11 protein-coding genes are annotated in these 13,612 nt (G+C 73.1%); 6 read left to right on the top strand and 5 right to left on the bottom strand.

From position 1 onward, the window contains the following. Nucleotides 1-55: 55 nt before the first annotated feature. Nucleotides 56-853: a VIT1/CCC1 transporter family protein gene (locus tag ACXET9_RS08180; RefSeq protein ID WP_457886031.1), complete on the top strand. Its 798-nt coding sequence runs from the start codon at nt 56-58 to the stop codon at nt 851-853. Between the two features lie 167 nt (nt 854-1,020). Here ACXET9_RS08180 and ACXET9_RS08175 read toward each other — a convergent pair whose 3' ends face one another. Further along, nucleotides 1,021-1,557, bottom strand: coding sequence for a peptidylprolyl isomerase (locus tag ACXET9_RS08175; RefSeq protein WP_457886030.1), 537 nt, complete (start codon nt 1,555-1,557; stop codon nt 1,021-1,023). Nucleotides 1,558-1,835: 278 nt separating this feature from the next. Here ACXET9_RS08175 and ACXET9_RS08170 point away from each other — a divergent pair, with 278 nt between their 5' ends. From ACXET9_RS08170 to ACXET9_RS08160, 3 genes are all read left to right on the top strand, one after another. Next, nucleotides 1,836-2,570 (top strand): hypothetical protein, encoded by a 735-nt coding sequence (locus ACXET9_RS08170; RefSeq protein ID WP_457886029.1) that lies wholly within the window; start codon nt 1,836-1,838, stop codon nt 2,568-2,570. Nucleotides 2,571-2,688: 118 nt separating this feature from the next. Next, nucleotides 2,689-3,657: a tRNA glutamyl-Q(34) synthetase GluQRS gene (gene gluQRS, locus ACXET9_RS08165; protein ID WP_457886027.1), complete on the top strand. Its 969-nt coding sequence runs from the start codon at nt 2,689-2,691 to the stop codon at nt 3,655-3,657. 95 nt (nt 3,658-3,752) lie between these two features. Next, complete coding sequence (locus ACXET9_RS08160) at nt 3,753-7,274, top strand: YhgE/Pip family protein (RefSeq protein ID WP_457886026.1); 3,522 nt, start codon at nt 3,753-3,755, stop codon at nt 7,272-7,274. Nucleotides 7,275-7,352: 78 nt separating this feature from the next. Here the strand turns inward: ACXET9_RS08160 and ACXET9_RS08155 are convergent, their stop codons facing one another. Continuing rightward, nucleotides 7,353-8,798, bottom strand: a complete 1,446-nt coding sequence (locus ACXET9_RS08155; RefSeq protein ID WP_457886025.1) for an MFS transporter — start codon at nt 8,796-8,798, stop codon at nt 7,353-7,355. A gap of 85 nt (nt 8,799-8,883) precedes the next feature. Then, entirely contained in the window at nt 8,884-9,726 is an 843-nt protein-coding gene (locus ACXET9_RS08150; protein WP_457886024.1) for a maleylpyruvate isomerase family mycothiol-dependent enzyme, read from the bottom strand. 250 nt (nt 9,727-9,976) lie between these two features. Here ACXET9_RS08150 and ACXET9_RS08145 point away from each other — a divergent pair, with 250 nt between their 5' ends. Next, on the top strand, nt 9,977-11,218 hold the full coding sequence (locus ACXET9_RS08145) for an alpha/beta hydrolase (protein WP_457886022.1): 1,242 nt from the start codon (nt 9,977-9,979) through the stop codon (nt 11,216-11,218). Nucleotides 11,219-11,410: 192 nt separating this feature from the next. Here ACXET9_RS08145 and ACXET9_RS08140 read toward each other — a convergent pair whose 3' ends face one another. Both ACXET9_RS08140 and ACXET9_RS08135 read right to left on the bottom strand, forming a co-directional pair. Further along, nucleotides 11,411-12,436, bottom strand: coding sequence for a zinc-binding alcohol dehydrogenase family protein (locus ACXET9_RS08140; protein ID WP_457886021.1), 1,026 nt, complete (start codon nt 12,434-12,436; stop codon nt 11,411-11,413). Nucleotides 12,437-12,558: 122 nt separating this feature from the next. Continuing rightward, the gene (locus ACXET9_RS08135; protein ID WP_457886020.1) at nt 12,559-12,975 is read right to left on the bottom strand and encodes a winged helix-turn-helix transcriptional regulator; all 417 of its coding nucleotides are present in this window, start codon (nt 12,973-12,975) and stop codon (nt 12,559-12,561) included. 159 nt (nt 12,976-13,134) lie between these two features. Between ACXET9_RS08135 and ACXET9_RS08130 the strand changes: the two genes are divergently transcribed. Beyond that, nucleotides 13,135-13,452: a hypothetical protein gene (locus tag ACXET9_RS08130; protein WP_457886019.1), complete on the top strand. Its 318-nt coding sequence runs from the start codon at nt 13,135-13,137 to the stop codon at nt 13,450-13,452. The last annotated feature ends 160 nt before the right edge of the window (nt 13,453-13,612 follow it).

The following is a 13,612-nucleotide window of genomic DNA, read 5'->3' as shown; positions in this document are numbered from 1 at the left end:
CAGGACAGGCTTATCTTGCTTGTTTGGACTGAGTCCAGAAAGCTAGAATATCCATATGACTCTCGCCGACCACGCCCCCGCCCATCCGTCCGCCCACCCGAATCCGCTGCACCTCCCGACCCGCGCCCCGCACTCCGAGCGCCCGGCGGCCGAGCGCTCCCACGAGGAGGAGCGCACCTCGCGCTCCGAGCACGTGAACCGTCTGCGCGCGGGCGTCCTCGGCGCCAACGACGGCATCGTCTCCGTCGCCGGCCTCGCCGTCGGCGTCGCCGGCGCGACCGCCGAGGTCCGCTGGCTGCTCGTCGCGGGCCTCGCCGCCCTCATCGCCGGCGCCCTGTCGATGGCCATGGGCGAGTACGTCTCGGTCTCCACCCAGCGCGACACCGACCGCGCGCTCATCGCCCGCACCCGCGCCGACCTCGCCGCGCAGCCCGAGGTCGAGCACCGCCGCCTCATGGAGGCGCTCGGCGAGTCCGGCATCCCGGCGGACGTCGTCGGCCCCGTCGCCGACTCCCTCGAGCGCCACGACGCCCTCGCCGCCCACACCCGCTTCCGCCACGGCGTCGAGGACGACGCGGTCGTCTCCCCCTGGGGCGCGGCCGTGACCTCGCTGATCTCCTTCTCGATCGGCGGCATCATCCCGCTCGTCGCGATCCTCGCCTCCCCCTCGGCACTGCGCCTGCCGGTGACCATGGCGGCCGTCGTCGTCGCGCTCGCCCTGCTCGGCGTCGTCAGCGCCCGCCTCGGCCAGGCGCAGGCCCGCCGCGCGACCCTCCGCACGATCGCCGGCGGTCTGCTCGCCCTGCTGGTCACCTACGGGATCGGCGCGCTGCTCGGCGTCGCCGTCGGCTGACGCCGGCTGATCCGCGCGGCGACTGATCCGCGCGGCCGACGACCGACGACCGACGCGAACCGGCCGAGAGCAGGACGAGAGCAGGACGAGAGCAGGACGAGAGCAGGGGAGCCGATGCGCCTGAGCGCGCCGTGCCCTGCGAGTTCTCGCCGCTCAGCGGCGGGGCGTCACTTCTCGATCGTGACGGAGGTGATGACGACGTCCTCGAGCGGACGATCGCGCATGTCGGTCTTGGTCGCGGCGATGGCGTCGACGACCTTCTTCGACTCCTCGTCGGCCACCTCGCCGAACACGGTGTGCTTGCCGTGCAGGTACTGGGTGGGGGCGACGGTGATGAAGAACTGCGAGCCGTTGGTGCCCGAGGGCTTGCCGGTGATCGCGTTCATGCGCTTGCCGGCGTTGGCCATGGCGAGCTTGTAGGGCTCGTTGAAGTTCTTCTCGGAGATCTCGTCGTCGAAGTTGTAGCCGGGGCCGCCGGTGCCGGTGCCCAGCGGGTCGCCGCCCTGGATCATGAAGCCGGAGATGACGCGGTGGAAGACGACGCCGTCGTAGAACGGACGGGTGACCTTCTCGCCGCTCTCCGGATCGGCGAACTCGCGGGTGCCCTCGGCGAGGCCCACGAAGTTCTCGACGGTCTTGGGGGCGAAGTCGGGGAACAGCTCCAGGCGGACGTCCCCGTGGTTGGTGTGAAGAGTTGCGAACATGCGGTCATCCTCGCACACGCGCGCGACCGCGGACCGGGCATCGAGGCGGGCGCCGAGGTGGGCATCGAGGTGGGTGCCGAGGTGGGCGCCCAAGGGCCTCGGAGCGGTGCATCGGAGGGGATCCGTCCCGATTGCCGGGCGCGAGCTGTGAGCTGCGTCCTGCCGGGGCGTTAGAGTTGTGGCACACGGGACAGGACGGCCCGCGGAGCCCCGCGGACGTCCTCGCACCAGGACCGCCGTCGGCCCGACCCGGCGGATTCGACCGAAAGGGGAACGACATGGCGCTGACCAAGAAGCGCGCAGCGAAGAAGGCCGAGAAGCAGGCCGCCACCGCGGTCGCCGCTGCCGGCGGCACCGCCCAGAAGGCCGAGAAGGCCGTCGAGGAGCTGCAGAAGCTGGCCGCGCAGGTCGGCCCCGTGGTCTCCGAGGGGGCCCGCGAGGCCCGCAGCCGCGCCACCGAGCTCGTGGACCAGTACGGCCCCGGCGTCGAGGAGAAGCTGCGTGCGCAGGGCGGGAAGCTCGCCTCGCTCGGCCAGAACGCCGGCCAGAACCTGCAGGCCAACCTCGGCCCCCGCGCCGACAAGATCGTCCATGACGTGCAGGAGGACTACCTCCCCCGCGCCCGCAAGACCGCCGAGACCACCGGCACCGTCCTGAAGGCCGCCGTCGACGCGGCCCGCAAGGAGCTCGACAAGGGCCAGGGCGACATCAAGGCCGCCGCCCTCGTCGCCCCGACCGCCAAGAAGAAGAGCCGCACCGGCAAGGTGCTGCTGGTCGTCGGCCTCGCCGCGATCGGCGCCACCGCCGGCTACCTCGCCTGGAAGAAGACCCGCCCGGTCGAGGACCCGTGGGCTCCCCCGGCGGACTTCGCCCGCGCCCACTACCCGGCCTCCGCCGGCGACGACTCGGACTCCTCCACGGTCTCCGACACCGTCGGCGCGGCCGACGCCGGCGACGTCGCGAGCTCGCTCGAGTCCGACGAGAAGCGCGGCACCCACCGCTCCGACAGCTGAGCCCCTCCCGGGCGCGACCGGCCTCGTCGGCCGCGCCCGGACCGCTCGACGGCCCTGCGGCCCCGTCCTCCGATCCCGGAGGGCGGGGCCGCAGGGCCGTCCTCTCTAGACTCCTGGCATGCCCGACGCCACCGCCTCCCTCGCCCCGGACGACGCGCCGGGCCTCCCGGACGACGCGCAGAGCCTCCCGCCGGCCGGGCGGTACGCGCCCTCGCCCAGCGGGGACCTGCATCTGGGGAACCTGCGCACCGCGATCCTGGCGTGGGTGCTCGCACGGCGGAGCGGCCGTGCGTTCCGTCTGCGGATCGAGGACCTCGACCGGGTGCGCGAGGGCGCCGAGGCGCGCCAGCGCGAGGACCTCGCGGCGATCGGCCTGGACTGGGACGGCGAGGTCGTGCGGCAGAGCGAGCGCGGCGCGGCCCATGCCGCGGCGATCGCCCGGCTCGAGGGCGAGGGCCTCGTCTACGAGTGCTACTGCACGCGGCGCGAGATCCTCGAGGCGCCGAGCGCCCCGCATGCACCGCCGGGCGCCTACCCGGGGACCTGCCGCGATCTCGACGAGGCGGCGCGCGCCGCGGGCCGGGAGCGGATGCACGCACTGCGGCGGGAGCCCGCGCTGCGGCTGCGGGCCGGGACGCCGACGTGGAGCATCGAGGACCTCTGGGCCGGCCGGGTCGAGGGTGCGGTCGACGATCTGGTGCTGCGCCGCGGGGACGGGGTCGTGGCCTACAACCTCGCGGTCGTGGTCGACGACGCCGCCGCGGGGGTCGACCAGGTGGTGCGGGCCGACGACCTGCTGAGCTCGGCGCCCCGGCAGGCGCACCTCGCGCATCTGCTGGGCCTGCCCGAGCCCGCCTACGCGCATGTGCCGCTCGCGGTGAACGTGCGGGGCGAGCGGCTGGCGAAGCGGGACGGGGCGGTGACGCTGCGGGACCGGATCGCGCGCGGGGAGAGCGCCGGGGAGGTCGTCGGGAGGATCGGGGAGTCGCTGGGGCTGCTCGGCTGCCGCTCGGCCGCCGACGTCCTCGAGCGCTGGGATCCGGCGCTCCTGCCCCGTGAGCCCTGGATCGTGGAGCTGCCCGCGTGATCCTCGTTACCGTCTGGTAACTATGAGGCGTTCCGCGCGCCACTCCTGCGGGACGACTCGGGACAATCTCGATGCACGGCAGTATCGTCGCCCCCGTGAAGCGAACCTCCCCTGCGCTCCGAAACCTGCTGATGCTGCTGCCCGCCGAATGGAAGAAGCCCATCGCGGCGCTCTTCGTCGTGGGCCTGGCGCTCGTGCCCCTCGTCTACTCCGGCAACATGACCTGGTCCTTCCGCGACCCCAGCGGACAGCTCGACCAGGTCACCGCCGCGGTGGTCAACCGCGACGAGGGGGCGGAGTCGACCGCGACCGACGGCACCGTCACCGAGCTGCACGTCGGCGACGACTTCGTCGAGACGCTGCTGGACCTGAACAAGTCCACGGTCTACACGTTCGTCGAGGTCAGCCCCGAGGCGGCGGAGGCCGGCCTCGCCGACGGCACCTACGGCGCGACGGTCGACATCCCCGCGGACCTGTCCGCGGCCGTCGCCTCGCTCGGCGGCGACGCGGACGACGCCATCAGCTCGATGATCACGTTCACCACGAACGACTCGATCAACTACGTGGGCGGCAACTTCACCAAGTCCGTCGGCACGGCCCTCACGGATGCGCTGCGGGAGAGCATCCAGGAGGAGTACCTCGACAACATCTACGTCGGCTTCACGACGATCCACGACGGCGTCGTCGACGCGGCCGACGGCGCCGATCAGCTCGCCGACGGCTCCGCGGAGCTCAAGGACGGCACCGATGATCTGGTCGACGGCAGCGGGGAGCTCGCCGACGGCACCGGGGAGCTGAAGGACGGCTCGGACACCCTCGCGACCGGCGCGGGGACCCTGCACGACGGCTCGCTCGACCTCGTCGTCGGCCTCGACCAGCTGGTCTCCGGCGGCGTCACCCTGAGCAACGGCGTGGCGACCCTCGACGACGGCGCCCAGTCGCTCTCCAGCGGCCTCGGCACCATCGAGGCCAGCAGCGCGGACCTCCGCAGCGGCGCCTCCGACCTCGCCGACGGCACCCGCCAGATCGCCGACGGCGCCGCGACCCTCGCCGACGGCGCCCAGCAGGTCGCCGACGGCACGCAGACCCTCGAGGACACCGTCTCGGACGTCCAGACCTCGCTCGACGAGGCCGGGGTGACGCCCGAGAGCGTCCAGCAGACCAGCGACGACCTGGTCGCCGCGATCGACGACCTGCAGGCCCTCGCCGACGACATCGCGAGCCGGCTCGAGGGGCCGTCGTCGGCCGCGACCGCGCTCTCCGAGGCCGCCGCGGCGCTGGATGAGAAGGCCGCCGACGCCGACACCGCCGCCCAGGACCTCGCCTCCGCGACCTCCGACCGCGCCGCCGACGCCACCACGGTGTCCGAGGGTGCCTCGTCGATCGCCGACCAGGTCTCGGGGATCGACGAGGCCGCGCAGAGCGCCGCGGACGCCGCGAGCACCGCCTCCACCAGCGCCTCCGACTCCTCCTCGCAGGTCGACACCTACACGCAGTCCGTCGACGACCTCGCCGCGCGCTGCGCGGACTCCGGCGCCGACGCCGCCTTCTGCGAGGACCTCTCCTCGCTCGCGGCCACCTCGCAGACGACCCGCGACCAGGCCTCCCAGGCCGCGAGCGATGCGAGCAGCGCCGACACCGCCGCCGCCGAGGCGGCCGCGCAGTCGGCCGACGTGGCGACCACCGCCCAGGACGTCGTCGACGCCGCCGACCGCATCGGCGAGTACCTCGACACCGCCTCCGCCGCGGCCGACGCCCTCGCCGAGGGCACCTCGGCCATCGCGGACGCGACCGGCACCCTCGCCGACGACGCCGCCTCCCTCGAGACGGGCGTCGGCGACGCCCTCGACACCGCGCAGCAGGCGGCCACCGGCTCCGCCGCGGGTGGCACCGGCACGACGGACGGCACCGGCACGACCGACGGCACGGGCGCGACCGACGGCTCGTCGGCCGCGGAGCTCGCCGACGAGCTGGCCGAGCAGGCCCGCGCCGCCGCCTCCTCGCTGCCGGATCTGTACTCCGCCCTCGAGGACGGCGCGAGCTCGATCTCGCAGCTGAACGACGGCGCCCAGCAGGTCGCCGACGGCGCGCAGACCCTCGCCGAGTCCACCGACACGGCCGCCGACGGCGCCGCGACCCTCTCCTCCGGCGTCGACGAGTACACCGGCGGCGTCGGCACCGCGAAGACCGGCGCCGAGCAGCTCGCCGACGGCACCGCCGAGCTGCGCAGCGGCTCCGGCACGCTCCTGACGGGCCTCGAGTCCGCCGCCGACGGCGCCGACCAGCTGGCCGACGGCTCGGGCGAGCTCGCCGACGGCGCCACGCAGCTCGCCGACGGCGCCGCCCAGGTCGACGACGGCGCCACGCAGCTCGCCGACGGCGCGGTCCAGCTCGACGACGGGGCGGGCGAGCTGTCCGACGGCGCCGACGAGCTCTCCGACGGCCTCAACGACTCCGTCGGCGACATCCCCTCGTACAACGACTCCGAGCGCGACACCCTCGCGACCGCGGCCTCCGCGCCCGTCTCCCTCGACTTCGAGCGCGACAACGAGCTCGAGCGCTTCGGCGAGGGCCTCGCCCCGCTGTTCCTCGCGATCAGCCTCTGGGTCGGCGGCATGGCGATCTTCCTGATGATGCCGCCGTTCTCCCGCGAGGCCGCTCTCAGCGGCGCCGGTCCCCTCCGGCTCCTCGCCGGCGGCATGCTCCCCGCCTTCGCGCTCGGCATCCTGCAGTCGGCGATCGCCGTCGCCGCCCTGCACTGGCTGATCGACATCACCGCCGAGCACCTGCTGCTGTTCTTCGGCCTGTCGGCCTTCACGAGCCTCGTGTTCGTCGCCCTGAACCACGGCTTCGGGGCCCTCTTCGGCCCGGTCGGCAAGTTCGTGGCCCTCGTGCTCGTCGCCCTGCAGATCTCGGGCGCGGGCGGCACCTACCCGGTGCCGACCCTCCCGCAGTTCTTCCAGGACATCCACGTCTACCTGCCGATGACCCACGCGGTCGACGCCTTCCGCGGCGCCATCGGCGGCGGCTGGGTCGACCCGCTCGACGACATGCTCTGGCTCAGCGGCTGGCTCGCCTTCGGCATCGCCCTCGCCTTCGTCGGTGCGATCCTCGAGCGCAGGAAGGCCCGCGAGGAGCTCGCCGCCGCCGGCCTGCACCCCCGCACCCTCGATGACTCCTACGCCGCGGCGATCGGCGCGCTCGGGGCGGCCACCGCCGCCGGTGCGGCCGGTGCGGCCGGTGCCGCGGGTGCCGCCGGTGCATCGGATGCCGACGAGGCGAGTGCTGACGACGCGGATGCCGATGATGCGGGGGCGGAGGATGCCCCGATCGTCTCCGCCTGGGTGACCGACGCCCCGTCGGCCGCGCAGGACGCGCAGACCACGCAGGCCTCTCAGGACGCCGATGGTCCCGCCGGGTCCGAGGAGTCCGCGGAGTCCGCGGAGTCCGACCAGGCTGAGGAGGCCGACGACCCGGCCGAATCGGAGGAGGCCGAGGATCCGGCGGAGTCGGAGGAGCGCGTCGCGGAGGAGCCGTCCGGCACCGCCGAGCCCGCCGATGACGCCGCGACGATCGGGCGCCGCGCCGAGGGGCCCGGAGCCGACCCCCGAGCCTGATCCCAGGCGCGGGGTGCCGGGCTCGGGGGCCGTCGTGCCGACCGGACGACCGGTCAGGAGCGCCGACCGGTCGACCGGTCAGGGGCGGGGAGACTCCGCGGGGGTCGTCGCGTCCGCCTCGGCGGCGTCCAGATCGACGCCTGCCAGATCAGCCTCGTTGAGGGCGGGCATCTCGCCGGTCGCGGCGATCTCGACGGCGAGGGCGGCGCCGTAGGCCTCGGCCATGTCGACGGGCTCGTCGGCCATGTCGTGGGGGTGCTCGTCCGCGCCGGCGGGCTCGCCGGAACCGTCGGACCCGACGGCCCCGCGGGACCCGTCGGATCCGACGGGGCTGGCGGCGCCGTCGGCCGTCGCGGCGCGGCGGGCGCCGGTGGCGGGCGAGAGGAGCGCGCCGATCAGGGCGACGACCATCGGGAGGATGAGGGCGTTGCGCAGGCCGAAGTCCTCCCCGAGGAGGCCGAGGACGGGCGGGCCGACGAGGAAGGCGAGGTAGCCGATCGTCGAGGCGAGGGCGACGCGTCGGGCCGGGTCCGGGCCGGAGTCGCCGGCGGCGGAGATCGACAGCGGGAAGCCGAGGGCCGCGCCGAGGCCCCACAGGACCACGGCGGCGACCGCCACGACCTGGCTGTCGACGAAGGCGACGAGGGCGAGGCCCGCGGCTGCCGAGAGGGCGCTCGCGCACAGCACGGGGGCGCGGCCGATGCGGGTGACGATGACGTTGCCGGCGAAGCGGCCGATGGTCATCGACAGCGCGAACAGCGTGAAGATGGCCGAGCCCCAGGTGGAGTCGAAGCCGTGGCCGTCGACCATGACCAGCGGGAGCCAGTCGTTGGCGGCACCCTCGGCGAGGGCGAGCGCGAGGACGACGCCGCCGATCAGCAGCAGGCGGGCGTCCTTCCACAGCGGGGCCGCGGGGACGGTGCGGACCTGATCGCGCAGGGCGGGGTCGACGCGGCCGGTCCCGGCGGGGATCCCGGGGATCGCCCAGGCCATCAGCAGGGCGCCGGCGATGCCGATCAGCACGAGATGCGCGACGACGGGGAAGCCGGCGGCGTTGGCGAGGATGCCCAGCAGCGCGCCGATCACGGTGCCGAGGCTGAAGCCGCCGTGGAGGAGCGGGAGGAAGGGCTTCCCGCCGAGGCGCTCGACCTCGGCGCCCTCGACGTTCATGGCGACCTCGGCGCCGCCGATGCCGGCGCCGAACAGGATCAGCCCGATCATCGTCAGCAGCGGGGAGCCGATCGCGGCGCCGACGGCGATGACGGGCATCGCGGCGATCAGCGAGCTGGCGCCGGCGACGATGACGGGTCGTCCGCCGAAGCGCACGACGAGCGGGCCGGAGGAGAGGATCCCGGCCATCGACCCGATCGACAGGCCGAACAGGACGATGCCCATCTGGGCGGTGGAGGCGTCGAGGAGATCGCGGATCGCGGGGGTGCGGGTGACCCAGGAGGCGACGGAGAGGCCGGACAGGAGGTAGAAGCTGAACAGCGACCACCGGCGGCGGGACAGGGAGGTGCTCACCGCAGAACCCTATGGGAGCGTTCACGTCCGCCGGAAGGGGCGGACCGTCGCGTCGGCCGGTGTCCTCGGCCACAGCCGCCCGGGGCTACTGGAGACCCTGCTCGAGGAGCTCGGCGACGGCCCCGACGGCGAGCGCGTCGCCGTCGAGGGAGACCTGCTCGGCGCCCGAGGCGAGGCGTTCGAGGGCGGCGGCCCGGCCCCAGGCCCACAGGTGCAGGGCGAGGGGGCTGCCGGTGACGACCGCGCGCGGGAGCGCCGCCGCCTCGGCGTCGCGGGGGCCGTCGGGCAGCACGCGGGTGAGGACGAGGGCGTAGGGGGTGCCGTCGGAGGCGCGGGCGCCGGTCGCGCGCGAGATCTCGATGCTGCGGGCGGTGCCCCCGGCGGGCGCGATCTCGAGGACGGCGAGCGCCTCGCGGTGCGCCGCCTCCGGCGTCCACAGCGCGACCGCCGCCCACATGACGCCGAGGCAGTGGTCCAGGCCCTCGGAGGCGACGTCCGAGGGGACGGGCGTGACGGGCACGCCGGCGGTCAGCTCGGCGTCCACGCGGTGGATGGTCGCCTCGTGGACCTGCATGCGCCGGGTGAAGCCGACGGTCTGCTCGGGCGGGAACCAGGACCAGGCGGGCTCGTCGTCGGCCCGGGCCTCGAGCTGGTGGACGAGCGCCGCGGTCGCGACCTCGCGGCGGGCGAGGGCCTCCTCGACGCTGGTCGGCGGGGCCGCGGCGCCGGACTCGAGGGCGTCGGCCTGCTCGTCGGTCGTCGCGCCGGAGGCGAGGATCGCGGCCCAGAACTCGTGCACCCCGGTGAGGTGCGCGAGCAGGTCGAGGCCGGTCCAGTCGGGGCAGGTGGGCACCGGCGCATCGCCGGCGTCGGCGAGGAGGCGCGCGAGCGCCTCCGCTTCGGTCGAGATCCGCGTCGTCGCGCTCATGGGATCGATCGTGGCACCGCCCGGCCTCCGCGGCAAGGCTCGTCGCCGACGGCCCGGGTCCGGACGGCGCGTCGGCCGACGGACGGGCCGGGCGATCGACGACGGACGGGCCGGGTGTCGGCGGGGTGGCGGGCGGGGGTCCCGGGGCCGACGCGCGGGCGTCGGCCGGGCGTCCGACCGGCCCGGATGTGCGCAAGATCCTCTGTTCACAGGGCGCCGTCGGCCGTGCCGTGATGGAAGAGTGGACCCCATGAGCCCGACGTCCCTCCGGTCCTCCGCCCCCGCGTCCGCTCCGGCCCCCGCGCCGGCCGTGCAGAAGCTCATCGACGGCGAGTGGTCCGTCGAGCGGCTGCGGGAGCACCTCGAGAAGGTCGGCACCCCGCTGATCACCGCGGCCGGGACCCGGCAGTGCGACGTCACCTTCGTCCTCGAGGCCCCGCCCTCGGAAGCGTCCTCGGAGGACGCGCCGATCACGCTGCGCACGATCATCGACCGCTCGCTGCCGGAGGATCTGCGGCTGCAGCGGATCGAGGGCACCGACGTCCACCATCTGACGCTGCGCCTGCCCGCGGTGCTGCGCTTCGCCTACAGCTTCCGCCGGGGCGCCGACGAGGCGCTCCCCGACCCCCACAACGACCGCCCGGTGCCCGGGGGGCGCGCGGAGGCGTCGTCGGTCGCGGTGCTGCCGGCCGCGCAGCCGCTGCCGTTCCTCGCGTCGGCGCTGCGCCGCGAGCCCGCGCACCTCGAGGAGCTGCGCATCCCGAGCGCGTCCCTCGGGGCTGAGCGCCGCGTGTGGGTGTCGCTCCCGCCGGGCGTCGCCGACGCCGAGCAGGCGCGCACGACGGCCGAGCCGCTGCCCGTGGTGATCGTCTTCGACGGGACCGCCGACCACACCGCTCCCGCGGTCCGCGACGAGCTCGTCGAGGCGGCGCTCGTGCGTCCCGCCGTCGTCGTGCTCGTCGACCAGGAGGACTGCCGGAACCTGGACCTCACGGGCTCCGCGCGCTTCGCCCGCTTCCTCACCGCCGAGCTCATGCCGCTGCTGCGCGACCACTACGGCATCTCCTCGTACCCGGAGGACGCGGTCCTGTCGGGCTCGAGCTTCGGGGGCCTCTGCGCCGGCTGGACGGCGCTGCACCATCCCGAGACCTTCGGCGCCGCGATCCTGCAGTCGCCCTCCTGCTGGCACCACCCGGATCTCCCCGGCCCGGGCGAGGACATGCCGATCGCGGTCACCACCCCGACGCCCACGCTGATCCGCGCCTTCCAGCGCGACGCCCCGGCCCGGATCCGGATCTTCCACGAGGTCGGGAACCTCGAGTTCGGGCCGCCGCCGGCGAAGGTCTGGCAGGTGCTGGGCAACCGGTGGTTGCACGACATCCTGGTCGAGAAGGGCTACGAGACCCACTACCGCGAGTACGCCGGCGGGCACGACCCGTCCTGGTGGCGCGGCACCTGGGCCGACGGCCTGCGCTGGACCCTGCCCTCCTGATCCGGCGGGCCCGCCGTCAGCCGCGCTTGACGGCGACGATCGCGACGCCGGCGAGGCGGCTGGCGAAGCGGCTCCTGCCAGTCCCACGCCACGTCGTCGGGCGAGAGACTGGCAGGAGCCGCCCTGGACGGGACAGCGGCTCACGCGCAGAACATGTTCGGCATCGAGATCGATGCGCGAGCGTGCTCTGGTTCAGGCCTGCTCGGCAACGACGATCTTGCCTATCGCGTGCCCGGTCTCGACCAGGGCGTGTGCTTCTCGGAGGCTAGTGGCGTTCAGCGGCGTGAGGGTCTGAGTGAGTGTGGTGCGGATCCGTCCGGCATCGATCAGTTCGGCGATACGGTTCAGGAGCCGGTGCTGGGCTTCGAGGTTCCAGCCGTGTCGAGGTCGGGCGAACATGAACTCCCAATGCCAGGAGATGGCCTTGTCCTTGAGCGCGTAGAAGTCGAGGTCACGCTCGTCGTCGATCGCTACGATCTGCCCGAACGGGCGGACGACCTCCGTGAACAGCGGAATGCGCCCCTTGCTCTGCGCGGTGAAGACGAAGTCCACCCCGCCCGGTGCGGCATCCAGGATGCTGCGGGCGATGTCCGGATCCGAATGATCGACGACGAGATCAGCTCCGAGTCGCTCCACCCACGCGCGAGACTCGGGTCTGGAGGCCGTCGCGACGACAGTGACGCCAGTGAGAGCCTTGGCGAGCAGGATGAGGATCGACCCGACGCCGCCGGCCGCGCCGAGCACGAGGAGCGTGCCTCTGGTCTCGGCCGTAAGACGGAGCTTGTCGAACAGCGCTTCCCAAGCGGTGATCGCCGTCAGGGGCAGCGCCGCAGCCTCCGCATGAGTGAGGCTCGCGGGCTTGGTGCCGACGATCCGCTCATCCACGAGCTGCTGAGAGGCGTAGCTGCCGGTGCGGTCGAGGCTCCCGGCGTAGAACACCTCATCACCAGGTCGGAACAGAGTGGCCTCGTCACCTGCGGCGAGGACGACCCCTGAGGCGTCCCACCCCAGCACACGACCCCTGCGAGAACGATTGCCGGAGGCCCTGATCTTCACATCAACCGGGTTCACCGACACAGCCCGCACCCTGACGAGCAGGTCTCTGCCGGTCGGCGCTCCCGGAGCAGGGATGTCCGCGTCGATGAGGCTGTCGGGGCCGTCAACCGGGCCACCGGCACGGTTGATGACTGCGGGGATCGTCTGGGCGTTGTCCGTCATCGATTCTCGTCTCCGTCGTGTCAAGGCCCGCCGAGCGCAGGCGCCGCGGCAGTGACGCTATTCGCCTGATTGCGGTTACCCGCAAGGGAGACTAGTAACCCCAAGGAAAGCACTCGGAGCAATCAGTGACCCGGGACAGCGCCATCGTCCGCTATTTCAGCGTCGACGGCGGCGCGGGCGAGCTGATAATTGCTCTCGGCCCATTCCCGCAGCGCAAAGATCGGTTCGAGCGCACTGCGCCCTGCATCCGTGAGGGTGTACTCGACATGCAGTGGTACGGCGGGGATGACCTTGCGATGCACGAGCCCGAATCCCTCCAACCGGCGCAGCGTCGCGGTCAGGACCTTCGGGGAGACACCCTCGAGCTGGCGTTGCAGCGCCCCGAACCGCACTGGCCCGTCGGCGAGCGCGCCGATCGCAAGGGCCGACCACTTGTTCGCGACCACGTCGAGCAGGTCGCGACACGGGCAGCGCGCCGAGTACACGTCCCCGCGCGCTTTGATCGCCTCTCCCCGTCGCAAACCGTCATACGACGACATGAACAACCTCCTCATACTCGCTAAGAACCTCATGGCTTCCTTTTGGATAGTAGCGGCTCTTGCGGGTAAGTAGCGCCACGATCTTACGTTCTGGTCGGCATCGACGCATCCAGCGTCGATGCTTTTCTATACCCTCGACAGGAGTGCATTCCGACTTCTATGGAACCCCTCCGACAGGAGCTGTTCACCGCGTTGCATGATCGGGACGACGCGAAAATCGAGAAGTTGCTCGCGTCGCTCGCTCTGGTCAGTGCAGCTGACGCAGATGCCGAGCACACGCTGATCGCATGGGCCCGCCGTCTTCTCGAAAGCCCGTCTCCGCTCGCCGCTACGCGAGTCGACACCGATGAATGGTTCGAATACCGCGACGCGCTCAACCGAGCTCTCACGGCCCGCGACCTCGTCGGCCTCAGCGAACTCCTCCACCAGCTCTCCGCAACCCACGCCGTCAAGCACAGCACCGCTACGCTCACCTGATCCACCGCAACTGACGAGGGCCCATTCCCCTCCCGTCCGGGCCCTCGTCGGTTCGCTCGCCCTCTCGAGCCCCAGTTCTGATGGAGAGCCTGCTATCTGGCGCTGAGGGTCTCGGGGGTGCGGCTCGGGAACGGTCGCTACAGGGGGCGGGCGGCGGGGC

The sequence above is a fragment of the Brachybacterium netajii (SeqCode) genome (genome assembly GCF_054114245.1).
The sequence above is the reverse complement of the archived record's forward strand: the minus strand, read 5'-3'. Positions and strand labels throughout refer to the sequence as shown.